The 23,403-nt window shown below is 67.8% G+C and carries 23 protein-coding genes and 2 tRNA genes; 10 read left to right on the forward strand and 15 right to left on the reverse strand.

The features are described from left to right. Window positions 1–22: 22 nt before the first annotated feature. The 4 genes from ACOQPQ_RS05260 to ACOQPQ_RS05275 all read right to left on the reverse strand — a co-directional run bounded on the left by ACOQPQ_RS05260 (window position 23) and on the right by ACOQPQ_RS05275 (window position 4,113). On the reverse strand, window positions 23–487 hold the full coding sequence (locus tag ACOQPQ_RS05260; protein WP_420638395.1) for a pyridoxamine 5'-phosphate oxidase family protein: 465 nt from the start codon (window positions 485–487) through the stop codon (window positions 23–25). Window positions 488–596: 109 nt separating this feature from the next. Beyond that, the gene (locus ACOQPQ_RS05265) at window positions 597–2,585 is read right to left on the reverse strand and encodes an acetoacetate--CoA ligase (protein WP_420638396.1); all 1,989 of its coding nucleotides are present in this window, start codon (window positions 2,583–2,585) and stop codon (window positions 597–599) included. A 9-nt stretch (window positions 2,586–2,594) separates the two neighbouring features. Next, window positions 2,595–2,924: a hypothetical protein gene (locus tag ACOQPQ_RS05270; protein ID WP_420638397.1), complete on the reverse strand. Its 330-nt coding sequence runs from the start codon at window positions 2,922–2,924 to the stop codon at window positions 2,595–2,597. 76 nt (window positions 2,925–3,000) lie between these two features. Continuing rightward, window positions 3,001–4,113, reverse strand: coding sequence for a DUF1214 domain-containing protein (locus ACOQPQ_RS05275; protein WP_420638398.1), 1,113 nt, complete (start codon window positions 4,111–4,113; stop codon window positions 3,001–3,003). Window positions 4,114–4,281: 168 nt separating this feature from the next. On the opposite strand from ACOQPQ_RS05275, the gene ACOQPQ_RS05280 reads away from it, so the two are divergent. From ACOQPQ_RS05280 to ACOQPQ_RS05290, 3 genes are read left to right on the forward strand one after another with little or no spacing between them, the layout of a single operon-like run. Beyond that, a complete protein-coding gene (locus ACOQPQ_RS05280; RefSeq protein WP_420638399.1) occupies window positions 4,282–4,845 on the forward strand; it encodes a M48 family metallopeptidase in 564 nt (187 codons plus the stop codon). A 28-nt stretch (window positions 4,846–4,873) separates the two neighbouring features. Next, the gene (locus tag ACOQPQ_RS05285) at window positions 4,874–5,959 is read left to right on the forward strand and encodes a Zn-dependent alcohol dehydrogenase (protein ID WP_420638400.1); all 1,086 of its coding nucleotides are present in this window, start codon (window positions 4,874–4,876) and stop codon (window positions 5,957–5,959) included. A gap of 41 nt (window positions 5,960–6,000) precedes the next feature. Beyond that, window positions 6,001–6,819 (forward strand): SDR family oxidoreductase, encoded by an 819-nt coding sequence (locus ACOQPQ_RS05290; RefSeq protein WP_420638401.1) that lies wholly within the window; start codon window positions 6,001–6,003, stop codon window positions 6,817–6,819. A 61-nt stretch (window positions 6,820–6,880) separates the two neighbouring features. Here the strand turns inward: ACOQPQ_RS05290 and ACOQPQ_RS05295 are convergent, their stop codons facing one another. Continuing rightward, window positions 6,881–8,098: an aspartate aminotransferase family protein gene (locus tag ACOQPQ_RS05295; protein ID WP_420638402.1), complete on the reverse strand. Its 1,218-nt coding sequence runs from the start codon at window positions 8,096–8,098 to the stop codon at window positions 6,881–6,883. A gap of 95 nt (window positions 8,099–8,193) precedes the next feature. Between ACOQPQ_RS05295 and ACOQPQ_RS05300 the strand changes: the two genes are divergently transcribed. After that, window positions 8,194–9,252: an LLM class F420-dependent oxidoreductase gene (locus ACOQPQ_RS05300; protein WP_420638403.1), complete on the forward strand. Its 1,059-nt coding sequence runs from the start codon at window positions 8,194–8,196 to the stop codon at window positions 9,250–9,252. A 65-nt stretch (window positions 9,253–9,317) separates the two neighbouring features. Next, on the forward strand, window positions 9,318–10,517 hold the full coding sequence (locus ACOQPQ_RS05305; RefSeq protein ID WP_420638404.1) for an acyl-CoA dehydrogenase family protein: 1,200 nt from the start codon (window positions 9,318–9,320) through the stop codon (window positions 10,515–10,517). A gap of 21 nt (window positions 10,518–10,538) precedes the next feature. Here ACOQPQ_RS05305 and ACOQPQ_RS05310 read toward each other — a convergent pair whose 3' ends face one another. Next, on the reverse strand, window positions 10,539–11,318 hold the full coding sequence (locus tag ACOQPQ_RS05310) for an alpha/beta fold hydrolase (protein WP_420638405.1): 780 nt from the start codon (window positions 11,316–11,318) through the stop codon (window positions 10,539–10,541). Window positions 11,319–11,393: 75 nt separating this feature from the next. Between ACOQPQ_RS05310 and ACOQPQ_RS05315 the strand changes: the two genes are divergently transcribed. From ACOQPQ_RS05315 to ACOQPQ_RS05325, 3 genes are all read left to right on the forward strand, one after another. Beyond that, window positions 11,394–12,467 carry an ABC transporter ATP-binding protein gene (locus ACOQPQ_RS05315; protein WP_420638406.1) on the forward strand — a complete coding sequence of 358 codons (1,074 nt, stop codon included), beginning with the start codon at window positions 11,394–11,396 and terminating at the stop codon, window positions 12,465–12,467. A gap of 118 nt (window positions 12,468–12,585) precedes the next feature. After that, the gene (locus ACOQPQ_RS05320) at window positions 12,586–14,184 is read left to right on the forward strand and encodes an ABC transporter permease (protein WP_420638407.1); all 1,599 of its coding nucleotides are present in this window, start codon (window positions 12,586–12,588) and stop codon (window positions 14,182–14,184) included. A 27-nt stretch (window positions 14,185–14,211) separates the two neighbouring features. Beyond that, window positions 14,212–15,381: an epoxide hydrolase family protein gene (locus ACOQPQ_RS05325; RefSeq protein WP_420638408.1), complete on the forward strand. Its 1,170-nt coding sequence runs from the start codon at window positions 14,212–14,214 to the stop codon at window positions 15,379–15,381. A gap of 53 nt (window positions 15,382–15,434) precedes the next feature. Here ACOQPQ_RS05325 and ACOQPQ_RS05330 read toward each other — a convergent pair whose 3' ends face one another. From ACOQPQ_RS05330 to ACOQPQ_RS05365, 8 genes are all read right to left on the reverse strand, one after another. Beyond that, the gene (locus ACOQPQ_RS05330) at window positions 15,435–15,815 is read right to left on the reverse strand and encodes a carboxymuconolactone decarboxylase family protein (RefSeq protein ID WP_420638409.1); all 381 of its coding nucleotides are present in this window, start codon (window positions 15,813–15,815) and stop codon (window positions 15,435–15,437) included. A 21-nt stretch (window positions 15,816–15,836) separates the two neighbouring features. Then, window positions 15,837–16,022: a carboxymuconolactone decarboxylase family protein gene (locus tag ACOQPQ_RS05335; RefSeq protein WP_420638410.1), complete on the reverse strand. Its 186-nt coding sequence runs from the start codon at window positions 16,020–16,022 to the stop codon at window positions 15,837–15,839. A 99-nt stretch (window positions 16,023–16,121) separates the two neighbouring features. Next, window positions 16,122–16,997, reverse strand: a complete 876-nt coding sequence (locus ACOQPQ_RS05340) for a DMT family transporter (RefSeq protein ID WP_420638411.1) — start codon at window positions 16,995–16,997, stop codon at window positions 16,122–16,124. Continuing rightward, window positions 16,998–17,074: transfer RNA gene (locus ACOQPQ_RS05345), tRNA-Val, on the reverse strand. A 91-nt stretch (window positions 17,075–17,165) separates the two neighbouring features. After that, on the reverse strand, window positions 17,166–17,735 hold the full coding sequence (locus ACOQPQ_RS05350) for a hypothetical protein (protein ID WP_420638412.1): 570 nt from the start codon (window positions 17,733–17,735) through the stop codon (window positions 17,166–17,168). Between the two features lie 128 nt (window positions 17,736–17,863). Beyond that, window positions 17,864–18,499 carry a hypothetical protein gene (locus tag ACOQPQ_RS05355; protein ID WP_420638413.1) on the reverse strand — a complete coding sequence of 212 codons (636 nt, stop codon included), beginning with the start codon at window positions 18,497–18,499 and terminating at the stop codon, window positions 17,864–17,866. Window positions 18,500–18,718: 219 nt separating this feature from the next. Continuing rightward, window positions 18,719–19,042, reverse strand: a complete 324-nt coding sequence (locus ACOQPQ_RS05360; RefSeq protein ID WP_420638414.1) for a hypothetical protein — start codon at window positions 19,040–19,042, stop codon at window positions 18,719–18,721. A gap of 759 nt (window positions 19,043–19,801) precedes the next feature. Further along, the gene (locus tag ACOQPQ_RS05365) at window positions 19,802–21,064 is read right to left on the reverse strand and encodes a DUF222 domain-containing protein (RefSeq protein ID WP_420638415.1); all 1,263 of its coding nucleotides are present in this window, start codon (window positions 21,062–21,064) and stop codon (window positions 19,802–19,804) included. A 151-nt stretch (window positions 21,065–21,215) separates the two neighbouring features. Between ACOQPQ_RS05365 and ACOQPQ_RS05370 the strand changes: the two genes are divergently transcribed. Next, window positions 21,216–22,079, forward strand: a complete 864-nt coding sequence (locus tag ACOQPQ_RS05370; RefSeq protein ID WP_420638416.1) for a hypothetical protein — start codon at window positions 21,216–21,218, stop codon at window positions 22,077–22,079. 32 nt (window positions 22,080–22,111) lie between these two features. Here ACOQPQ_RS05370 and ACOQPQ_RS05375 read toward each other — a convergent pair. Beyond that, window positions 22,112–22,188: transfer RNA gene (locus tag ACOQPQ_RS05375), tRNA-Cys, on the reverse strand. A gap of 185 nt (window positions 22,189–22,373) precedes the next feature. Here ACOQPQ_RS05375 and ACOQPQ_RS05380 point away from each other — a divergent pair. Continuing rightward, window positions 22,374–23,381: a DUF7065 domain-containing protein gene (locus tag ACOQPQ_RS05380; RefSeq protein WP_420638417.1), complete on the forward strand. Its 1,008-nt coding sequence runs from the start codon at window positions 22,374–22,376 to the stop codon at window positions 23,379–23,381. The last annotated feature ends 22 nt before the right edge of the window (window positions 23,382–23,403 follow it).

The following is a 23,403-nucleotide window of genomic DNA, read 5'->3' on the forward strand; positions in this document are numbered from 1 at the left end:
GTTGCCGGGGGTGCGGGGTTGCTCAGTAAGAGCCGCCCAGCTTGGTGTGGTCCCAGGTGATGGTCGTGTCGGCCTTCACCACCACCGCGGTGCGCTTTTGGGCCATGCTCTCGGCCGCCTTCGACAGCATCTCCCGGTCGACGCCGGGGTTGTTGCGGGCCATCACCTCCAGGGCGTAGCGGTGGACCACCTCGGGATCGGTGTGCAACTCGGCCCGCCCGTTGATCTGGGCGCCCCGCAGCTTGTCGTACTCCAGGCCGTCCTCCAGCAACAGGGCGATGCGGTCGTCGCGCTCCAGGTTCTTGATCTTCTGCGACTTGGTGTAGGTCTCGAACACGATGTCGCCGTCCACCACCGCGAACCACAGGGTGCTCAGGTGGGGGGTCCCGTCCCGGTTGATGGTGGCCACCTGCAGGCTCTTCTGCTCCTCGATGAAGGTTTCGAGCTCCTCGGGGCTGAGGCGGATCTTGTCGCGACGCTTTGCCATCCCCTCAGCCTTCCATACCCCAAGTTCCCATCACCAACGTTCCCCTTAGCCGGGGTTGCCGTTGGCCAGGCTTGCGCTTGGCCAGAGTCGTCGTCGCCGGAGCCCGCGGTCACGCCAGCTCGGGCCGGTTGCGGAAACCGTCGAGGGCCTCGGGGTTGGCCAGGGCTTCGAGGTTGGCCACCGGACGCCCGCAGATGGCGTCCAGCACGGCCAGCTCCACCGTCTTGCCGCTGCGGGTGCGGGGAATGTCGTCCACCGCGCCGATCACCGCGGGCACGTGGCGGGGGGTGGCCCCGGCCCGGATGGTCGACTTGATGGCCGCGGTCAGCTCGTCGGTCAGGCGGTGACCCTCGGCGAGCTTGACGAACAGCACCACCCTCACGTCGTCGTCGACGGGCCGGCCCACCACCACGCTCTCGGCCACCTCCTCCATGGCGTCCACCAGCCGGTAGATCTCGGCGGTGCCGATCCGGACCCCGCCGGGGTTCAGGGTGGCGTCGGAACGACCGGAGATCACGTAGCCCCCGTGGTCGGTGGCACAGATGTAGTCGCCCTGGTGCCATCGGCCCTCGAATCGTTCGTAGTAGGCCGCCCGGTAGCGCCGGTCGCCGCCCTCACCCCAGAAACGCAGGGGCTGGGACGGGAACGGCGACGAGCACACCAGCTCGCCGAACTGACCGGACTCTCGGGACGCGCCGTCGTCACCGAGCACCTCGATGGCCATGCCCAGCGCGGGCCGCTGGATTTCGCCGGGCCACACCGGCCCGGTGGGATCGCCCGCCACCAGGCAGCCGCACAGGTCGGTGCCCCCCGAGATGGAGGCCAGATGCACGTCCGGCTTGATGTGCTCGTACACGTAGCCGAATCCGTCGGGGGACAACGGCGAGCCGGTGGACGTCACCGTGCGCAGGCTGCCCAGGTGGTGGGTGCCGCGGGGTGATGCGCCGGCCTTGCGCAGGGAGTCGAGGTAGCGGGCCGAGGTGCCGAACAGGGTGATCCCGGCCCGGTCCACCAGGTCGAACAGGGCGTCGGGGCCCGGATGGACGGGATTGCCGTCCCACACCACCGCGGCGGCCCCCGAGGCCGGCACCGAGGCCAGCCAGTTCCACATCATCCAACCGGTGGTGGTGAAGTAGAACACCCGGTCGCCGGGGCGCACGTCACAGTGGAGCTGGTGTTCGCTCAGGTGCTTGAGGAGAATCCCGCCGGCCCGGTGGACGATGCACTTGGGCCGCCCGGTGGTACCCGACGAGTACAGCACGTACAGCGGGTGGTCGAAGGGAAGCTGCTCGTAGGCGATGGGCCCGGCCGGGTGGGGTTCGATCCAGGCGTCGAAATCCACGGTGCCCTCGGGTGGGTCCTCGGTTGTGCCCGCGGGTGGGTCCTCCGGCGGGTATTGGCCCGAGGCCGAGGCCGACCGGTTGAGCACCACGGTGGCCGTCACCGTGGGCAGGCCCGCCCGGATCTCCGCCAGCCGCTCCCGGCAGTCGAACCATTGCCCGCCGTAGTGGTAGCCGTCGGCGGCGAAGAGGATCACCGGCTCGATCTGTCCGAACCGGTCCAGCACCCCGGCGGTGCCGAAGTCGGGCGAGGTGGACGAGAACACCGCCCCCACCGAGGCGGCCGCCAGCATCACGGCGTGGGCCTCGGCCACGTTGGGCAGCCAGCAGGCCACCCGGTCGCCGACCCCCACTCCTTGGGCCCGCATGGCCCCGGCCAAACGCGACACCAGGGCCCGCAACTCGGCCCCGGTGATCTCGGCGTAGGCGCCGGTCTCGTCGGCGGAGACCAGCACCGGGTGGTCGTCGTCTGCGACCAGCAGGTTCTCGGCGAAGTTCAGGCGGGCGTCGGGGAAGAACCGCACGTCGGCCGGGTGATCGGCGGCCTGCACGGCCACGCTTCCCCGCTCCGACGCCACCACCCCGCCGAAGTCCCACACCGCCGACCAAAAGCCCCCCGGGTCGTCCACCGACCATCGGTGCAGCTTTTCGTAGCCGCTGTCGGCCACCATGTCGATGCCCACGGTCTGGCCGAAGCGGGCCAGGTTGGTGCCGACAACCCGGTCCCGTTCGGGAGCCCACAGGGGACGGCCGCTCATGGGCGGAGACTATTGGGTACCAATCAGGAGCCACCACCAGGCGGCTCCGGCCACCGCGGCGAGCACCAGGGCCGCGACGAAGGATCGCTTGATCAGCCGGTAGACGACGGCCACCACGGCCACCGCGCCCACCACGAGGAGCACCAGGGCCAGGACGGGGTCACCCTCGATGAAGGCCACGGCCTCGTCGGGCACCCGGTCGCGCACCTCGGGAGTCAGGCACTCCTTGAGATGCTCGGGCAGTTCGCCGATGTCCCCCGGTCGCAGTTGCTCCAGCCGCTCGACGCCAACACAGTCCAGCCCGCTGGGCGGCTCGGGGGGCTGGGCGAGCGTTGGCACCCCGACATTCTCGCCGAGGAGCAGCCCAATTGGGCGCACCCCCCGCCCGACGGGCGGCCGGACGCGGCCGCCGGGGTCAGCGCAGGTCGGCCAGCTTGACCAGTTCGGTCTCGATGCGCCCCACCGTCCCGGTGGGCAGGAAGAAACGCCAGAACACGTTGCCCGCCTCCCGGCCCTCGGTGTCCAGCCAGTTGTACACGCCGGGGTCGGTGTGGGCGATGACCATCTTGAAGGTGCCGTCGGCCTCCAGGGTGGTGTTGGCCCGGTTGCGGCTGGTGGTGCGGTTGGCGTAGTCGTAGGTCTGGCCGAACGTGGTCCAGAGGCACACGTTGCCGAACTTGCACTCGGGCCACCGCCCGGTCATCACCAGGGCCTCGTCGGGGCCGACCTCGTAGCGCCCCATGGTGTAGTAGGCGTCGAAGGCCGAGAAGCCCATGGTGCCCGGCGGTTGGGGGTCGGGCAGCACGTTGGGCTCACGGCTGACCCAGGTGGGCAGCGGGTAGCTGCCGGGAATGGGCTGCTGCACCGTCTTGCCCAGCACGTGGGTGGTCACCCGGTTGAGGGCGGTGGCCATCATGTCGTCGTTCCAGTGCGGGGCCGGGCCCACCGGCGACAGGCACTCGATGGTCAGGGGAATGTGGAGGGTTTCGTCGGCGGCGGCCGGTCGGGGAACCTCGAAGTAGTGCCGGGTGGTCAGGCGACCGGCGTCGGCGGGCAACTCCAGCCAGTTGCGGTCCCGGGGCTCGCCCCCCAGGAACACCTCGTAGTTGCCGTCGGCGTCCACATCCATGTCGTCGTCGTTGAGCACCCCGCCGGTGCCGGTGGCGTACCGGCCCTCGGACGAGCCCAACTCCACGGTGAACGACGTGTACACCGCCCCGGCCAGATTGCCGGTGACCCGGTAGGCCAGGTCGCCGCGCACCGGGGCCTCGAAGTACACGGCGTCGGCGTTGTCGCCGGTGAACTTGCGGGTGGGCGACACGATCCGCCGCCACACCGGGCGCTCGGGGTCGAACTCGGCGTGGGAGTACAGGGCCGACTGCAGGATGTGCGTCACCAAGCGGTGGCTGTCGGCGATGTCCTGATCACCCGACACCCCCCACTCCTCGCCGCAGAAGCGCTCGCTCACCTCCGCCAGTGCGGCCACCATCTCGGACCACGCGGCCTGGGTCTTGGTTTGCGCTGCCATGTCGACGCCTCCTCGGTGTTGCTCCCGACGTTCGGGGACGTTATCGCGGCCCGGTGGTGCCCACCATCCCCATGACCCGCACGCCACCCGGCCTCCGATCCTCACGGCCCGGCACCCGCCCGACCCACCATCCACCAAACCGTCAGCGGGCGTGGGTAGGGTCGCACGGTGACCTCAGCCTTGTTGGAATCGGATTCCGATCCGGGAGCGGCGACCGCACCCGAGGTGCTGCCGCGGCTGCCGGTGCGGGTCATCCGCAGCCCGCGGCGCCGCAAGACGGCGGCGGCTCAGATCAAGGGCGGCTGCATCGAGGTACGGGTGCCGGCCCAGATGACACCCGACGACGAGGCCCAAATGGTGGCGAGCCTGGTGGCCCGCCTGGAACGTCGTCGGGCGGCCGAGGCGGGCGGGGTGGACCTGGCCGAGCGGGCGGCCGAGCTGGCCCGACGCTACGACCTGCCGGAGCCGGAATCGGTGCGCTGGGCCGAGCAGAACGACCGCTGGGGGTCGTGTACTGCGGCTCGGGGGACCATACGCATCTCCACCCGGCTGGCCCGGGTACCCGGCTGGGTGCTGGACGCGGTGATCGTCCACGAGCTGGCCCACTTGAGCGAGCCCAACCACAGCCCGGCCTTCTGGACGCTGGCCAATCGCCACCCGCACCAGGAGCGGGCCCGAGGGTTCCTCGAAGCCATGAGCGGCGGCCACGGCAGCCCCTACCATACGGTCTGATCCGAGAACTGATCTGAAAGGAACAGCCATGCGCGGTGCCGTTTTGCACACCAGTCCCGGAGAGTTGGTGATCGAAGATCTCACCATCGACAAGCCCGGGCCCAACGAGGTGCTCATCAACACCACCCACGCCGGTCTGTGCCACTCCGACCTGCACTTCATGGACGGCCACTGGCCGGTGGCCCAATCCATGGTGATGGGCCACGAGTCGGCCGGGGTGGTGGCCGCCGTGGGCGACGACGTGACCTACGTGGCGCCCGGCGACCACGTGATCACCTGTGTGTCGATGTGGTGCGGGGTGTGCCGCATGTGCCTGCAGGGCAAGCCCTACCTCTGCCTCGACGCCGATTCCATGCGCTCGGGCCGTCCGACCCCCTCGCTGACCTTCGAGGACGGCCGCCCCTGCACCGCCTTTGCCGGGCTGGGGTCGTTCGCCGAGGAGTTGTTGGTCCACGAGCGGGCGGTGGTGAAGATCCGCGACGACATGCCCCTGGATCGGGCCGCGCTCATCGGCTGCGGGGTGACCACCGGGCTGGGGGCGGTGATGCGCACCGCCGCGGTGCCCGCCGGATCGAGTGTGGTGGTGATCGGCTGCGGAGGCATCGGCCTGTCGGCGGTGCAGGGAGCCCGCATCGTGGGGGCCACCCCCATCATCGCGGTGGACCTGGTGGCCTCCAAGCTGGAGATGGCCCGCACCCTGGGGGCCACCCACACCGTGGACGCCTCGGAGGTCGACCCGGTGGCCGCGGTCCACGAGATCACCGAGGGCGGGGCCGACTACTCCTTCGAGGCCATCGGCTTGTCGGCCACCGCCGAGCAGAGCTGGCACATGATCGGCATCGGCGGCACCGCCACCATCATCGGGATGCTGCCCATGAACAGCGAGGTGACCATTCCCGGCGGGCACATCATCATGAGCGAGAAGAAACTCCAGGGGTCGCTCATGGGGGGCAACCGCTTCCGCCTGGACATGCCCAAGTTCATCGACCTCTACCTCGACGGGCGGCTCAAGCTCGACGAGATGGTGTCGGCCACCATCGACATCGGCGAGGTCAACGACGGCTACGCCGCCATGAAGGCCGGTGAGACCCTCCGCTCGGTGATCGCCTTCTGAGCGCGTTCGCCGTCGCCGCCTGACGAAACAGCTCCCTGGCCATGGATCCGACCGTGGACCGCACCCTGTCCGTGGACCGCACCCTGAGAGGCAGGGTGGCGGTAGTGACCGGGGCGGGGCCGGGGGTGGGGCGGTCGTGCGCTTTGGCCCTGGCCGCCGACGGCGCCGATCTGGCCCTGGCGGCCCGCCGGGCCGGCCCGCTCGAGGAGCTGGCCGCCGAGGTGGCCGAGGCCACCGGACGCAGGGTGGTGGCCGTCCCCACCGACATCGCCGACGTGGCTTCGGCCGACGCCCTGGTGGACCGCACCGTGGCCGAACTGGGCCGAGTGGACGCGGTGGTCAACGTGGCCACCGCCGGTGGGGCTCGGGCCGCGGTGGCCGACATCGACTGGGACGAGTACCGCCACTCCTTCGAGGTGAACGTGGTGGGCACCCTGGCGGTCAGCCGCCGGGCCGCCCAGCACATGACCGCCACCGGGGGTGGCGCCATCGTGCAGATCGGCACGCTCAGCACCCATTCGGTGCCCGAGAAGATGGCCATCTACACCTCCACCAAGTCGGCCCTGCACACCGCCTCTATGGTGTTGGCCCGGGAGCTGGGACCGCACAACGTCCGGGTGAACGTGGTCACCCCCGGCTACATCACCGGCAACAAGCTGAGCGCCATGTGGCAGCGCATCGCCGACCAGACCGGCGGCGACGCCCAGCAGGTGTCCGACCGGGCCGCCCGATCGGCCGCCCTGCGCCGCCACGTGGATCCCGACGACATCGCCCAAGCGGTGCTGTTTCTGGCCTCCGAGCGAGGCCGGGGGGTCACCGGGGTGGAAGTCCGGGTGGACGCCGGCCAGATGATCGGCTGAGTTCGCCGTCCGGCGCCGGGCTGTCGAGCGGCCGGGGCGGCATGTCTTCCGCCCGAGCCGGTCAGGCGGCGGCCGGTTCCTTGGCCAGGACGTCGGCCATGGCGTCGAACAGGGTGCCGATCTCGTGGTCGCTGATCACCAGCGGCGGGCAGATGGCCAGCGCGGTGCCGATGGGCCGCACCACCATGCCCGCCTCCAGCAGGCGCATCCGGGCGGGCGCGGCGTCGTAGCCCAGCTCGGCGGCGTACACCGCCCCGGTGCCCCGGTAGCTCTGAATCAACCCGTCGGCCTGCAGGGCGGCCAGCCCGTCGGTGAGCTTGGCGGCCAGGTGCGGCACCCGGTCCAGCAGCTCCTCGGCCTCCATCAGGGCCAGATTGGCCACCCCGGCGGCCATCCCCGCCGGATGCCCGGCGTAGGTGTAGCCGGTGCGCAACATCCAATCGGGCCGTTCCAGCACGTCGCACACCGATCGGCTACAGATCACCCCGCCCACCGGCTGGTAGCCCGACGTAACCCCCTTGGCGAACGTCATCAGGTCGGGGGTGACCCCGTAGTGCTGGGCCCCGAACCACCGGCCGGTCCGTCCGAACCCGCAGATCACCTCGTCCAGGATCAGCAGGGCGCCGTGCTGGTCGCACAGCCGCCGCAACCCGGCCAGGTAGCCGTCGGCGGGCGGGAACACGCCCCCGGCCCCCTGCAGCGGCTCGGTGATGACGGCGGCCACCCGGCCCTCGTGGGCGGCCATGGTGGTGCTCACCGCCTCGATGTCGTCACGGGGCACCTCCACGAAGTGGGGCAGCAGGTCACCCCAACCCTGGCGGTTGCCGGCGATGCCCTGGGCCGAGGTTCCCCCGAAGTTGGTGCCGTGGTAGGCGTCGGTGCGACGGATGACCACCTGGCGGTCGGGCTCGTCCCGAAGCTGGTGGACCGCTCGGGCGATCTTGAGGGCCGAGTCCACCGCCTCGGACCCGGAGCCGCAGAAGAAGACCCGGCCGTCGGACAACGGCGACCGCTCGGCCACCATCGAGGCCAGCTCCTCGGCCGGCTCGTTCGTGAAGGGGGCGAAGGTCTGGTAGGCGTCGAGCAGGCGCATCTGGTCGGCCACCGCGTCGATGATCTCGGCCCGGCCATGGCCCACCTGGCAGTACCAGAGGCTGCCCAGGGCGTCGAGGTAGCGGTTGCCCTGGTCGTCCCACAACGTGCAGCCCTCGGCTCGCACGATGGTGATGAAGTTGTCGGCCGCGGGCGGCGAGAACGGATGCAAGAACTTGGTAGGCACCGCCGAAGTCTACTCCTGGGCCGTTGCCCCGCCGATGGCCGACGGGGGCATCGCCAATTCCCCCTCCCGTCCCCGACCGTGGGATATTCGGGGCCATGGGGCAGGGAAGAATCAAGCTGGGCATCGGCGTGGACGTGTGGAATCAGGCCCACCTGGACATCCCCTTGGCCCGGGTGCAGTTGGCCGAGCGGCTGGGTTACGACTCGGTGTGGTCGGCGGAGATCTACGGCATCGACGCCATCACCCCACTGGCGTGGATCGCGGCCCACACCCGCCACATCCGCCTGGGCACCGCGGTGTGCCAGGTGGCCGCCCGCCCGGCGGTGACCACCGCCATGCAGTTCGGCACCCTCGACGCCCTGGCCGGCCGCGGGCGGGCGATCTGCGGACTGGGCCTCTCGGGCCCCCAGATCGTGGAGGGGTGGTACGGCCAGCCCTGGGGGAAGCCCAACGCCTTGTTGCGGGACTACGTGACCATCATCAAGCAGGTGTTCGCCCGCCAAGGCCCGGTGACCCACGACGGAACCCAGATCAGCCTGCCCTATGCCGGTGACGATGCGTTGGGCGTGGGCAAACCGCTCAAGTCGATCCTGCACATGAACCCCGACATCCCGGTGTTCCTGGCCACCGGCGGACCGGCCAACACCGCCCTCATGGCCGAGCTGGCCGACGGCTGGCTGCCCCTGGGCTACACGCCCGACAGCGCCCACCTCTACACCGAAGCCATCCAGCGGGGGCTCGACCGGGCCGGACGCACCTGGGACGACATCGAGATCCAGGCCGGCGCCCGGGTGTCGATCACCGACGACGTGCAGGCGGCCATCGACGCGGCCAAGCCCCAGTTCGCCTTCCTGGTGGGGGGTTACGGCACCCGGGAGTACAACTTCCACCGCGACGCCATGGTCAGGCGGGGCTTCGGCGAGGCCGCCGAGCGCATCCAGGAGCTGTTCCTGGCCGGACGCCGCGACGAGGCGGTGGCCGCCGTACCCGACGAGTACATCGACGACGGCGCCCTGCTCGGCTCCCGCCGACGCATCAAGGAGCGGTTCAACCGCTGGTGCGACACCAAGGCCACCGGGCTCACCATAAGGGCCGACACCGACGAAGAACTGGCCTACCTGGCCGAACTGGCCGAGGCCGAACCCCGAGGGTGACCGGGCGTCGCCGGGCACCAGCCGCCCATGGGCGAGACCGGCGGGCAGGCCGCTACATTGACAGCGTGAGCACCGACGCCATTCCCTCCGAGGTCGACCACGCCATCGACACGTTGCTGGCCGACCATGATCCCAAGACCATGTCGGTGGCCGACTTCCGGGGCCATCAGTACGACGCCGGACTGGCCTGGATCCACTTCCCGACGGGATTCGGCGGCATGGGCCTGGCCCCCCGCATCCAGCGACACATCGACCGACGGCTGCGCGACGCCGGGGCCGGGCCGGCCGATCCCGGCAGCTTCTTCTTCGCCCTGGCCGGACCCACGATCGTCACCCACGGCACCGACGAGCAAAAGGACCGCTTCCTGCGGCCCATGTTCACCGGCGAGGAGCGGTGGTGCCAGTTGTTCTCCGAACCGGGCGCGGGCAGCGACTTCGCCGGGCTGGCCACCCGGGCGGTGCGCGACGGCGACGTGTGGACGGTGGACGGCCAGAAGGTGTGGAACACCCTGGCCCACCTGGCCGACCGGGGGATGCTGGTCACCCGCAGCGACCCCGACGCCCCCAAGCACAAGGGCATGACCTACTTCGCCCTGGACATGCACGCCGAGGGGGTGGAGGTGCGCCCGTTGCGTCAGATCACCGGCGAGGCCGAATTCAACGAGGTCTACCTCACCGGGGTGCGGGTGCCCGACGCCGACCGCATCGGCGAGGAAGGCGAGGGCTGGCGGGTGTCGCTCACCACGCTGATGAACGAGCGCACGGTGATCGGGGGCGGCGGCTCCCCCAAGAAAGGGTCGGGCAGCATCGCCGAGCTGGTGCAGGTGTGGTCGAAGCTGCCCGCCGAGGAGCGCACGTCCATCCGGCGCGACCGGGTGATGCGGTTGTGGAGCCAGGCCGAGACGCTGCGGCTGACCAACATGCGGGCTTCGCAGAACCGCCGGGCGGGCAACCCCGGCCCCGAGGGGTCGGTGGCCAAGGCCATCCACGCCGACCTCAACAAGGCGGTGTTCGAGGAGTGCATCAATCTGCTGGGCCCGGCCGGGTCGGTGGGCTTCGACTACACCTTCCGCCGACCGGAGATCGTGTCGGAAACCGGTGCCGAGAGCGGCGTGGGCCACGCCTTCCTGCGGGCTCGGGCCAACTCCATCGAGGGCGGTACCAGCGAGATCATGCGCAACATCCTGGGGGAGCAGGTGCTCGGCCTGCCCGGCGAACCCCGAGTGGACAAAGCCGTCCCCTGGAACGAGGTCCCCCGCAACTGAGGGCGGGGCTGCGAAGCAGCCTCAGTTGGCCCAGCGCCGACGCAACCACTCGATCACGATGTCGGCCACCGCCTCGGGCTGTTCGGGCAATAGGGCGTGCCCGGCCCCGGCGACGGTCACCACCTCCACCCGGTCGCCCACGGCGGCCACCAGGGCGTCGGCATTGGCGGGCACGGCCAGCACGTCGTCGGCGGGTTGCACGGCCAGCATGGGGGCTCGGCCCCCCTCCCACCAATCGTCCACCGGGGTGGACACGGTGGCCCGCTCCTGACGCTGCGCCAGCGAGCCGTACCAACCGTCGGCCCAAGGCGAGGGGTCGTTGCCCGGCGCGAAGAACGCCCGGCCCACCGCCTCCAGCCGCACCTCGGGAGGATGGCGGGGGTCGAACACCAGCCTCAGGTCGGCGGCCACCTCGTCGGTGGGGGGAATGAACCCCCCACAGGCCAACAGCACCAGGCTCTCCACCAAATCCGGGTGGTTGGTGGCGGTCATCCGGGCGATCCGGTTGCCGTAGGCGTGACCCACGATCACCGCGGGACTTTCTCCCAACTCGGTGATCACCGCGGCCACATCGGCGGCCAACGCGCCCAGGGTCTCCTCGGCCTCGGGCACCGAGGCGGCCCCCAACCCCCGGGGCTGGGGACAGGCCACCCGGTAGCCGGCATCGGCCACCGCGGTGGCCAAGTGGTCGAAGTCCTCCGCCCCCCGCCCCAATGACGGCAACATGACCACCAGCCGGCCCTGGCCCCGCACGCAGACGTCGATCGGTCCGGGGCCGGCGGGCACCAACACCTTGGTCATTGTCTCCTCGAGCACAGTCCCCTCGAGCACTATCCCCTTGGGCACCTGGGGCATACCGGTAGCCTTTCAGCGAGTATGCCATCGGCCCAAACCGCCGCCCCGCTGTTGAGCGTGGAAGGGGTCCACAAGTCGTTCGGCGCCACCAAGGTGCTGGACGATTTCGACCTGACGCTGCACGCGGGCGACATGTTGTCGCTGCTGGGGCCGAGCGGGTGCGGCAAGACCACCCTGCTGCGGCTGATCGCCGGGCTGGAGCGAGCCGATCGGGGCACCATCCGCCTGAACGGGCAGCCGGTTGACGGCGGCGGCACCTGGGTACGGCCCGAGGATCGCCAGGTGGGCATGGTCTTTCAGGACTGGGCCCTGTTCCCCCATCTGGACGTGGGGGCCAACGTGGGCTACGGGGTGTCCCGACGGCAGCGACCCGAGGTGGTGGCCACCACCCTGGAGTTGGTGAACCTGCCGGGGATGCAGGACCGCACCCCCGACACTTTGTCCGGCGGCCAACAGCAACGGGTGGCGTTGGCCCGAGCCTTGGCCCCCAAACCGTCGGTGCTGCTGTTGGACGAGCCCTTCTCCAATCTGGACGCCACCTTGCGGCGCGACGTCCGCTCCGAGGTGCGCTCCCTGCTCCAGGATGCGGCCATGACCGCGGTGTTCGTCACCCACGACCGCGAGGAGGCCCTGGTGCTGGGCGATCGCGTGGCGGTGATGGACGCCGGCCGCATCGTGCAGAGCGGATCGCCCGAAGAGATCTACCACCAGCCCGCCACCCCCTGGGTGGCGGCGTTCGCCGGGGCGGTGTCGCTGTATCCGGCCGAGGCCGACGGTGCCGTCGCCCACACCGACTTCGGGACGATTCCCCTCCAGCAGCCCGCCCACGGCCCCGTCGAGGTGGCGGTGCGCCCGGAGGCCGTGGACGTGGCCGAAAACGCGGGCCCGAGCGCGGGCACCACCGCCACCGCCCGCCACACCGTGGTGTCCTTCGAGTTCCGCGGCCCCGACGCCGTGGTCGTGTTGGCCGGCCCCGGCGGCGCCCATCTTCATGCGCGGGTGCCCAGCACGCAGCGACTGGCTCCCGGTGATGTGGTCGCGCCCGCCTACGTCGGTCCCCCGGCGGCGGCCTTTCCCCGCTCCGACCCCGGCTGATCACGGGCCGGACCTCACTGCTGGCCGGCTGATCCCAGCCCGCCGGCTCCACCACCCCGACCCCCGGATGTAAAGCAAGCTTTACCCACACGGTGTCCTGTGGATAAGGTCGCCCACCGTGGGGCTGACGGCCATTCGTTTTTCCGGGTTCTTGAAGGTCGCGGCCCTGGTGGTCACCGTGGGGTTCGCGTTCCCGGCGGGGTACCTGGTGTGGCGCAACTTCACCTTCCAGAGCGACCCGCTGGGGGTGCTGTTCTCCTCCCGAACCCAGGGGCCGCTCCTGCGCACCCTGCGGTTGGCGGTGTTGGTCTCGGCGTCCACCGCGGTGCTGGGCACCGCCCTGGCCTGGCTCACCGCCCGCTGCGACATCCCCGCCCGGCGGTTGTGGCAGGCGCTGCTACCGCTGCCGCTGGTGTTTCCCACCTTCGTGGGGGCCGCCGCGCTGATCCGCACCCTCAACCCCGGCGGGCTCCTGGCCGACTGGCTGGACAACCTCGGGGTCACCTGGGACGTGGAGATGCGAGGGCTGTTCGGGGCCTGGCTGGCCCTCACCCTGTTCACCTACCCCTACGTCTACCTACCGGTGGCCGCCCGGCTGCGCCGCCTGCCGGGCTCGGCCGAGGAGACCGCCCGACTGCTGGGCGACGGCCCGTTCACCATCTTCCGCCGGGTGGTGTTGCCGCAAGCGGCCACCGCAATCAGCGCGGGAACCCTGCTGGTGTTCCTGTACGCCATCAGCGACTTCGGCGCCGTGCAGCTCATGCGCTACGACACGTTGAGCCGGGCCATCTACACCACCCGGCTGAACAACCCGCCGGTGTCCCTGTCCCTCAGCGTGATCCTGTTGGTGCTGGCCGCCGCCGTCGTCTTGCTGGAGCGGTCGGCCACCCGGCGCTACGAGGTGGCCGCCCCGGTTCGGTCGAGGCGCCCGGTGATCTACCCCCTGGGCCGGGCCAAGCCGCTGGTCGTGGCCCTGTTGGTGGGGGCCGTGGGGTTGAGCCTGGCGGGGCCGCTGGCCTCGCTGATCGACTGGGCCATCGACGGCATAAGGCTGGACGCCTCCGGGGGCCGTGACCTGCTGGTGGGATGGGACGACGTGGGGTCGCCCATCTGGAACACCGCCTTCGGCAGCGTGGTGGCCGCCGTGGTGTCGGTGGCGGTGGTGTTGCCCGCCGCCTACCTGGTGGTGCGCCATCGGTCGCGCATCGGCACGCTGGCCAACGCGGTGATCGTGTCGTCGTTCGCCCTGCCCGGCATCCTCATCGGGCTGGCGCTGCTGTTCTGGACCCTGAAGACCGACGTGGGCAATCACCTGCGCAACACCCTGGTGTTGCTGGTGTTCGCCTACGTGGTGCGCTTCGGAGGCCAGACCATGCGCACCTCCCAGGTGGCGGTGTCGGCGGTGTCGTCCCGGCTGACCGACGCGGCCCGCACCCTGGGGGCCCGCGGGGTGCGGCGGTTCCGCTCGCTGGAGCTGCCGCTCATCGCCCCCGGCCTGGTGGCGGGCGGCGGATTGGTGATGCTGTCGGTGATGAAGGAGCTGCCCATCACCCTGCTCATCGCCCCCTTCGACTTCCCCACCCTCACCACCAAGGCGTTCAACAGCATCGAGGAGGCCTTCGTGGCCGAAGCGGGCGTGTGGTCGGGCATCCTGGTGGTGCTGTCGGGCGTGCTCACCTGGCTGTTCGTCGTCCGCCGGGCCGACCACTTCGACTGACCCGCCTCCACATGACACGCTCGGGCCATGAGCATCGAGCCGTTCCTGATCGACATTCCCCAAGCCGACCTCGACGACCTGCATCGCCGTCTGGCCAACACCCGGTGGCCGGACGCCGTGCGACCGGGGTGGGCCGACGGCGCCGACGTGGCCTACCTGCGGGAACTGGTCGAGTACTGGGCCGACGGCTACGACTGGCGGGCCCGTGAGGCCTATCTCAACGCCCACCCGCAGTACACCACCTCCGCCGCCGGGGAACGGGTGCACTTCTATCACGTCCGGTCGCCCGAGCCCGCCGCCCTGCCCCTGGTGCTGATCCACGGCTACATGGGGTCGGTGGTGGAGTTCCGGGAGATGATGGGGCCGTTGTCCGATCCGGCGGCCCACGGCGGCGACCCCGCCGACGCCTTTCACGTGGTGGTGCCGTCGCTGCCCGGCTACGGCCTCTCCGGACCCACCGTCAACGAGGGGGTGGACATGCACCGCTGCGCCGATGCCATCGCCGAGGTGATGGAACAGCTCGGCTATGCGCGCTACATCGTGCAGGGGGGCGACTGGGGGGCGCTGGTCACCCGGCGCATGGCCGAGGCCTACCCGGATCGGCTCATCGCCGCCCACTTCAACATGCTCTTTGCCCAACCCACCCCCGAGGAGGCCGCCGACCCATCCCGGTTGATGGAGGGAGTGACCGAGGCCGAGCAGGCGGCCATGGCCCGGTCGCTGGAAGTGATCGCCGGGGGCACCGGCTACATGGCCATGCTGTCCACCAAGCCGCAGACCCTGGCCATGGCCCACAACGACTCCCCCACCGGGCTGGCCGCCTGGCTCATCGAGAAGTACCAGCACTGGTGCGACCTGGAGGACGGCGACCTGGAGAGCGTGTTCACCAACGATCAACTGCTGGACAACGTGATGCTCTACTGGGTCACCGCCACGGCGGCGTCATCGGGACGGCTGTATCTGGAGTCGACCCGATCGGGCACCTCGGCGGTGGACTCGTGGGCCGGCCGGGTGGAGGTGCCCACCGGCCACGCCGTCTACCCCCGGGAGTTGCTGCAAACCCCCCGAGCGTGGGCGGAACGCCGCTACAACATCGTGTACTGGTCGGTGCAGGCCAGAGGCGGCCACTTCGCCCCCTTCGAGCAGCCCGCCCTGTTCACCGACGACCTGCGCGCCTTCGGACGGCTCTTTCGCTGAGCCCCTGGGGCCGGGCGCCGGGCGCTACGCCCCGGCTACTTGAGTTGGCTTGCCTACGCGAAGCGGGCGGTGCGCATGGCCATGATGTCGTCCTCGACGCCGGCTTCGCCGTTGCCGTTGGCGCTGCCGTCGAGTTGGTCACGGGCCTCCTCGGGGGACTTCATCCGCAGGGGGCACGAGACCGACACGTCCATCACCTGGTTGAGGCGCCCGAAGGCGATCCAGCAGCCGATGGACAGCGTCATGTCCACCATCAGCTCGTCGCCGAAGTGCTCCACCATGCGGTCCATGAAGGCCTGGTCGATGGACATGTGGTCGGTGGCGTACTTCTCGCAGTACTCCAGGGCGTCCCGCTCGGCTTGGGTGTAGCCGTCGTAGTCGTCGCGATTGCCGACGTGGAGGTAGTCGTCCTCGCTGAGATCATGTTGCGCCAACGACGCAACCCGGGTGTCCAGTCAAACCACGCAGTGGTTGATCTGGGCGATCCTCATTCGCAACAGCTCTCGCAGCCGCACCGAGAGCTTGCTGTGGTTGTACACCGCGGCGCTGAACGCCGATGCCGGGGCGGTCAGCTCCGGGCACATCATCCACAGGCGGTGCAGTTCCTCCTGGGGGCCGTCGGGAATCCGAATTCGTGGCATGGGTCCTCCTTGGCTGGGGTCCCCCTACCGTAGCCCTTCCGCGTCGGCCCCCATCGGCTCGCCGGAGACACGGGCTGCTCCTGAGTGGCTCCGCAGGCTCTATGCAGCGGGTTGCCGGGACGCGGCCAGGGTGCCGTAGAAGACGCCGGCCAGCACCACGGCGGCGCCGATGGCGGCGGAGACTCGGGGCAGTTCGTTCAGGAACAACACGGCCCACAGCGTTCCGGCCACCGTTTCCACCGGCGAGAACAGGGCGACCTCGGCCACCGGGGCGTAGCGGGGGGCGGTGGACATGGCCAGGCGGCCGAACGGATTGAACACCAACCCCATGGCGGCGATGGACAGATAGGCCCGGGCGTCCAGCGACACCGGCGACACCGAGAACATGGTGCCGATCACGGTCAGCACCCCGCCGAGGGACAGGCCCACCAGGCGGCTCATGGCGGGATAGAGCCGCCACAGGCTCAGGCCGACACCGAAGCCGGACACGGCCACCACCGCCAACACGTCCCCCCGCAGGGTGGGCTCTCCCAGGGAGCCGGACACGATCATCCCGATGCCCGCCATGGTGATCACGATGGCCAGCCCCGTCGGTCGGCTGATCCGCTCCCCCAGCATGAACCACCCGCTGACCGCGGCCAAGAGCGGCACCGCGGCCACGATGGCCACCACATTGGCCACCTGGGTCTGGGTGACGGCGATGATGAAGCAGAGCTGGCTTCCGCCGGTGATGGCCCCCATCACCAGGTGGGCCACCGGGTGGCGCCGGAAGGCTTCGAGCGGCCAACAGCCGTCGATTCGTCGGCCCAGTGCGCTGTAGAGGGGGATGGAGATGCACGCCACCCAGAAGGCCACGTCGATGGCGTCGGCCTCCGACACCCGTATCCACAGCGAGTCGGTGGATACGGCCAGTATCCCCACTCCGGCCAGCAGCCAGCCCAGCCGCCGACGGTCGCCGGACTGGTTCACAACCATTGGTGGGCCGTAAGGGACTCGAACCCCTGACCCCCTGCGCGTCATGCAGGTGCTCTAGCCAACTGAGCTAACGGCCCCGAGTCCGCCACGCTAGCACCATCCACACCCCCCGCCGCGATGAGAAACTCTGCCTGCCTGAAGAAGCTTGAGCGCGCCAACGCCACAGGGTCAGGTCGCAGGAGACACAGTCTTGGTCAGGCAACCCGGCCCAATTGACTGGTCAATGAGGTTGCCCTCGAACACTTTGGCGGTGCGGCGGGCGTGTTGGCGTTCGGTGCGGGTCATCCCGTCGGCGGCCATGCGTTGGTTCTCCCTGGTGGCCAGCGACCGGCGGAACTGGTCGAACGACTGGGTGAGGGCCAGCTTGACCAGCTCGTACCCGTCACCGTCGCGCAAAGGGGCGCGTTCGTGGGAGGCGGCGATCAACTCGGCGTGGTCCATGGTGATGAACCCATCCCTTGCGGCATCCAACACATCCGGTAGCGCGCGTAACCCCTTGGCCGTCTTCGCCTGACGCTTGGCCTTGCGTGAAGCCAAACCGAACTGCTGGCACACCGCCTCCACCGTGTCATCACCGGCGAGTTCACCCAACCGGACCAACAACCCGGCCAGGTGCGCTTCGATCTGACGGCGCACCGTGTCGGTTTCCAACACCCTCTTGATCACCCCAGAGGCATCCAACTCCGAATAATCCTGCAACTCGAACTCAGCCACCATCGCCACCACCGCATCCCTCACCCGGCCCGAATCCCCAACATCAGCCAGGGCAGAAGACTGGTCCGATGCCCCGCTCCAAGAACAACACTCCATGTCCCCAAGCATACCAGTAAGGGTGACAAGCTATGCCATGGGACTTCTCTCTGCGCCTACTGTTGCTCTATTACCTCAAGCAGATAACCCATCACAGCGATATCTGGGCCGCATTCTTCATGGCGTGCCCATTGGCCGTAAGGATGATCCCAATCGTAGTAAACAATACTCCCACCTAGAGTTACTGTATCACCATTGGAAAACTCCACACTTCTCCCATCTTCATATTTTCGAACAATTGCATGCCGTTGATCATCCCATGCGTATAGGTTCCCCGGAAGACGCAACAGACCTACAACAACATCTTCCGGAGTATTTCCGTGATCTCTAACGTATAGACAGGGGGGGGCTATGACAAGTTCCCCTGACATTATCGGGTAATTTAGAATAATCTCTAAATCATCCATCCACATGCCCACAAAGGGAAATGAGTCCTCACTGGCGACTACAAAAGGGGTCACCGAAGCAGTCTGCCCAGGGGTGGGAGAAATTGCAACTGCGGTAGTAGTCACCACTGATGTAGGCAAGATAGGAACCGAGGTGGGTGCACCCTCCACAGTCGAGGGGGTCTCCGCAATCATGGGATCCGTAGGGATCACCAAAGGAGTAGGCTCCCTCACCACAGCCGTAGCGACTGCAACGGGTACCTCCAGAAACGAGTCTCTCGCAATGCTGCTTTCAGAGGCATCCATGCAGGCTACTGCAGTGGAACACAAGACCGCCAGCAGGGCCACTAACACGCCACGGCTACCCAAGAGCATCGGCCTCAACCTCGGGCTCCCACGCCTCGCTGTCTTCGAAGACCTCCTCAACACCATGACCCGCACACTCCACCAATGGCACTCAGCCTAAACCATCTATACTCAACTCTGTCGCGACCGCCAACAGAGCCCCCACCATCGGGAGAACTATCAACGTGTTGACTCATAATGCACTATTGTTGAAGCAAGAAAGGAAGAACGTGTAGGGCACACCGCAGAAAATTGGTCCGGATAGCCACCACCGCCAGCACTGACAAAGTCGCCACTGGCAAAAGTCTTCATGTCAGCAAAGACCTCCAGCTTGGTCGACAACATTGCCGACATGCCATCCCAATCATAAAAGTTGCCAGGAAGTCTTAGCAAAGTCCTATACCCATCATACTCAAGGTACATACAAGGAGGCTCAAATACTAAGAAGCCATAAGCAATACCATCAAAGTTGCCCTCCTCGGGATCGTAGGTCCACATTCCCACAAACGGGTAGCCTTCCTCTTCACCATCACTGGTGCCTGGTTCAGAGGTAGCTGTGCTATTCGGACTCGGACTAGCAGACGGTACCGCCGTCGGCACAACACTCGGACCCGCAGACGGGCTCGCACTCGGCACAACACTCGGACCCGCAGACGGGCTCGCACTCGGCACAACGCTCGGACCCGCAGACGGGCTGGCACTCGGCACAACGCTCGGACCCGCAGACGGGCTCACACTCGGCACAACACTCGGAACCGCCGTCGGCACAGAACTCGGACCCGCAGAGGGTACAACATCCGGACCTGCAGACGGACTCGCATTCGGCACCGCAGACGGAACCCCAGTCGGCACAGGACTTGAACCTGCAGACGGAATTGGAGTGGCTGCCGGTGTGGCGGTCAATTGCTGGGCCAAGTTGGCAACAAGAGACTCACCTCCTGCAGGAGCGAGTTTCGGATTCACAGAATGATCATTGCTTCCAACATTGCCACAGGAACTCATCACCAACATGGCAGCCATCGAGATAGTGGTGAACTTCAAAATTGTGAGAGGAACCACCCGAAGTGCCATGACCATAGAATTCTACCGTGCCCAGCCAAACCCCTGAGAACTCTCCAACATGCAGGAGCTGGAGCCCTCAGCCTCCTTCGGAGAGGGCAGCCACCCCTACCAATCGGGCAACTCGGCAGGGTTCCCCTTGGTTCCCAGTGATGGGGCGGCAAAGGAGAGAGAAAACTCGGATGATGGTCGCGGCGTCCGGGGTCAAGAGATCGAAACGGTTGTGTGTTCCTTGGCCGGATCGGGCGGTACGTGGCGGTGAGTAACCGGAGGCCTCGGCTTGCGGCGATGCCACTTCGGCTGGTCGTCTCGGTGGGCCTTCCGGTGGCACGAAGGGCAGAGCAGGACCAGGTTGTCGATGTTGGTGGGCCCGCCGTGTTCCCAAGGAAGGATGTGGTGGATGTCGCAGGCTTGGGCGGCCAGGCCGCAGTCGACGCAGGCCTGGTCCCTGGCGTACAGGGCCATCCGCTGAGCCTGGTTGGGGGCTCGTTGGGTGCGGCCGAGGTAGAGGGGTTGGCCGTCGGTGCCGAAGATGGCCGGAATGATGTCGGCGTCGCAGGCCAATCGGCGGAGTTCTTCGACCTCGATGGGGGTCCCGTCGATGAGTTCGGCGTCTTGGAGCACCCCGTGGATGGGATCCCACTCGGCGGTGACCACCAAAGTCGTCTTCTGCGGCAACGGCCCGCAATCGATGCCGTTGGAAGCCTCACCGTCGGTTTCGGGCCGGTTGCCTGCGGGTTGTTGGGTGATGAGCGCGACGAGGGCATCGGCGTTGCGTTGCTCGAACGACCGTTCCTGGCCGACGGTGGAGTCGTGCTTGAGGAGTCGGGTGTTCATGGCCGAGAGTGCGGTTTTGACGCGTTGACCGTTGATGGTGTCGAGTTCGGCGTGGAGGATGACCATGTCGTTGTCCCCGTTGAACACTTTGGCATTGCGTCGGGCGTGTTGGCGTTCGGTGCGGGTCATCCCGTCGGCGGCCATGCGTTGGTTCTCCATGGTTGCCAACGACCGGCGGAACTGGTCGAACGACTGGGTCAGGGCCAACTTGACCAGCTCGTACCCGTCCCCGTCACGGAGGGGGGCGCGTTCATGGGAGGCGGCGATCAACTCGGCGTGGTCCATGGTGATGAACCCATCCTTGGCGGCATCCAACACATCCGGCAGTGCCCGCAACCCCTTGGCCGTCTTCGCCTGACGCCTGGCCTTGCGAGAAGCCAACCCGAACTGCTGGCACACCGCCTCCACCGTGTCGTCGCCGGCGAGTTCACCCAACCGGACCAACAACCCGGCCAAGTGCGCTTCGATCTGACGGCGGACCATGTCGGCTTCCAACACCCTCTTGATCACCCCAGAGGCATCCAACTCCGAATAATCCTCCAACTCGAACTCGGCCACCATCGCCACAACCGCATCCCGCACAGAGCCCGGCAGATCAGCAGTAGTGCTGTCAGAAGAATCAAACTCCATGCATGCAAGCATACCGGGGCGGGTGACAACATCCCCCCGAATTGGCCATTTTTCTTCGGAAATTTGCTCATTTAGCCTCGGCAGGAAGAACTACATGGAAATCCACTGATGCTTCTTCGGAATGGTGTAGCATTATCCCATGCTAGATTCTATGAGGAAAGCAGAAGAAGAGGAAGCACTCGGAGTCCTCCGACAGTGGGGCGATGTTGATGAGTACGAATGGCAGGAGCGACCGGATCTATGGGTTCGGTTGAAGACTGGTCGAGAAGTAGGCGTAGAGGTTACCCAGCACACGTACGACGCAAAGCACCACCTGTTCACAGTTGACGGAAAGGAACACTCATCATCCGAACTCGCACACCGGTGGGTGGTCTGGATCTCTGACCCAGCGGCTAGCGATCCCTCCAAAAGAAAATCCCGCTCGATCAGTTCTTTGGTGAAGGAGACGTTGATTCCGCTACTCGCGGATGTAGAGTCGACCGGAAGCCCACTTCGGACAATGCAAGCCCGCGCTCAGATATACCTGGAACATGCAGTGGAGCGATTTGATGCCAGTGGGCCTGAGGGAATGGCCCGGAGCGTCGACGTCTTGCCACCAGTCCCCGTTGGGTACGGGCAGGGACTGGTCAAGACGAAGGTCAGAACTGGTCACGGAATGTTCCTTGAGGGCGATGATGGCTTCTATTTGGAAGGCGTCGACCATCTAGTGTCAGCCGTTCAGGGCTGCGTTGATGCCAAGCACGTCAAGTGCAATCAGTATGAGTACCCTACTGATTGGCTCGTGGTGGCCCTTGACGGATCTCGCGCCTCCGAGCAGCTTGATGAGGCTTGTCAAAGGGTCTTGGGTGGGCATGAGGCGCAGTACGCAGACTTCCACAAGAGGGTAAATCTACGTCGCTTTGAAGAGGTTTGGGTGTTCGCCAGGTCATTTGGGAATGGCTACCATGTGGCTCTGCGGATGACCGATGCCAGCTCGGAGTGGAGGAAGGTCGTTCAAGTGCCGTTCAGGGGCTGACAGGCCGGCTGCGGTGGGGTGGGAAGATTGATTGGAGCGCCGGACGGGATTTGAACCCGTGAATCATGGCTTTGCAGGCCACTCCCTTAGTCCGCTCGGGCACCGACGCAGGTGACTGCCGTAGCAGCCGGATTCGCCCAGTGTACGGGATCGGCCCGCCCAGGCCACACGGGTTGCCGGATTCTCCTGGGCCACCGGCAGCCTGGCAGGGTCGGTGTCCACCGGGTCGCTGGACTCGGCGAGGTTGCCATACGCTCGGGGCCGACCGGGTGACCACGTAACAGGAGCAAGCTCATGGGTGCGGCCGAAGATGCCCTGATCGGGCCGGAGGACGACAACTTCCACCCCCCGTCGGACGACCCCTGGGAGACCGAGACGTGCTGGTTCGCCTTCTGCGTGCCCGAGCGCTCCATGATGGGCTACCTCTACACCTGGATCCGGCCCAACCTGGGCATCGCCGGGGGCGGGGCCCTGGTGTGGGACGACACCGCGTTCGTCCCCTGGGAAGTGCCGTTCTTCGACTACAACCGCAGCCTCCCACTGCCCGAGGGGCTCGACCTGCGGGACTGCCTGCTCCCCACCGGAATGCGGGTGAAGGCCATTGAGCCGCTCACCAGCTACGAACTGGGCTACCGCTACCCCTTCGGCGACCTGTTCGAGGCCGAACTGCGCTTCGACGGGCTCACCCCGCCCCACGTGTTCACTCGGGGGGAGCCCCCGTTCTCCATCGCCAGCCACATCGACCAGCCCGGTCGGGTCACCGGGCACATCCGCCTGCACGGCGAGCACATCGACGTGGACTGTTACGCCATGCGGGACCGCTCCTGGGGACCGCGCCCCGACCTGCGGGGCTTTCGCATCGGCTACTCCTTCGGCACGGCCTCCGACCGGAGTGCCTTCTTGTGCTACTCGCTGCCCACCGACGCCCGCGTCCCCCAGCCGTCACCGACCGACTCGGCATCCAGCCCCACGGGCAAGAGCCCCGGCGACGACCCCATCAGCGCGGGCTACTACCTGCGCGACGAGGTGCGGGCCGACATCACCGGCGGCCGGCGGCGGGTGGAGCGCCACCCCGACCACGGCTACGCCATCAGGTTCGAGATCGAGGCGGTGGACGAGCTGGGCCGGGAACTGCACGCCGTGGGCACCCCGGTGAGCCGCATCGTGTTCGACCCCTACCCCAAGATGCTCTCCTGGATCAGCACCACCGCCTGGGACTTCGACGGGGCCACCGGCTGGGGCGAGGACCAGGACTGCTGGCGCCCCGACCAATGGTCCCGCTTCCGCCGCACCCCCCGCTGACCCCCACGAAAGAAGGCCGAAG

The sequence above is a fragment of the Candidatus Poriferisocius sp. genome, assembly GCF_965219775.1.
In the GTDB taxonomy this organism is placed as follows: Bacteria; Actinomycetota; Acidimicrobiia; order Acidimicrobiales; family Bin134; genus Poriferisocius.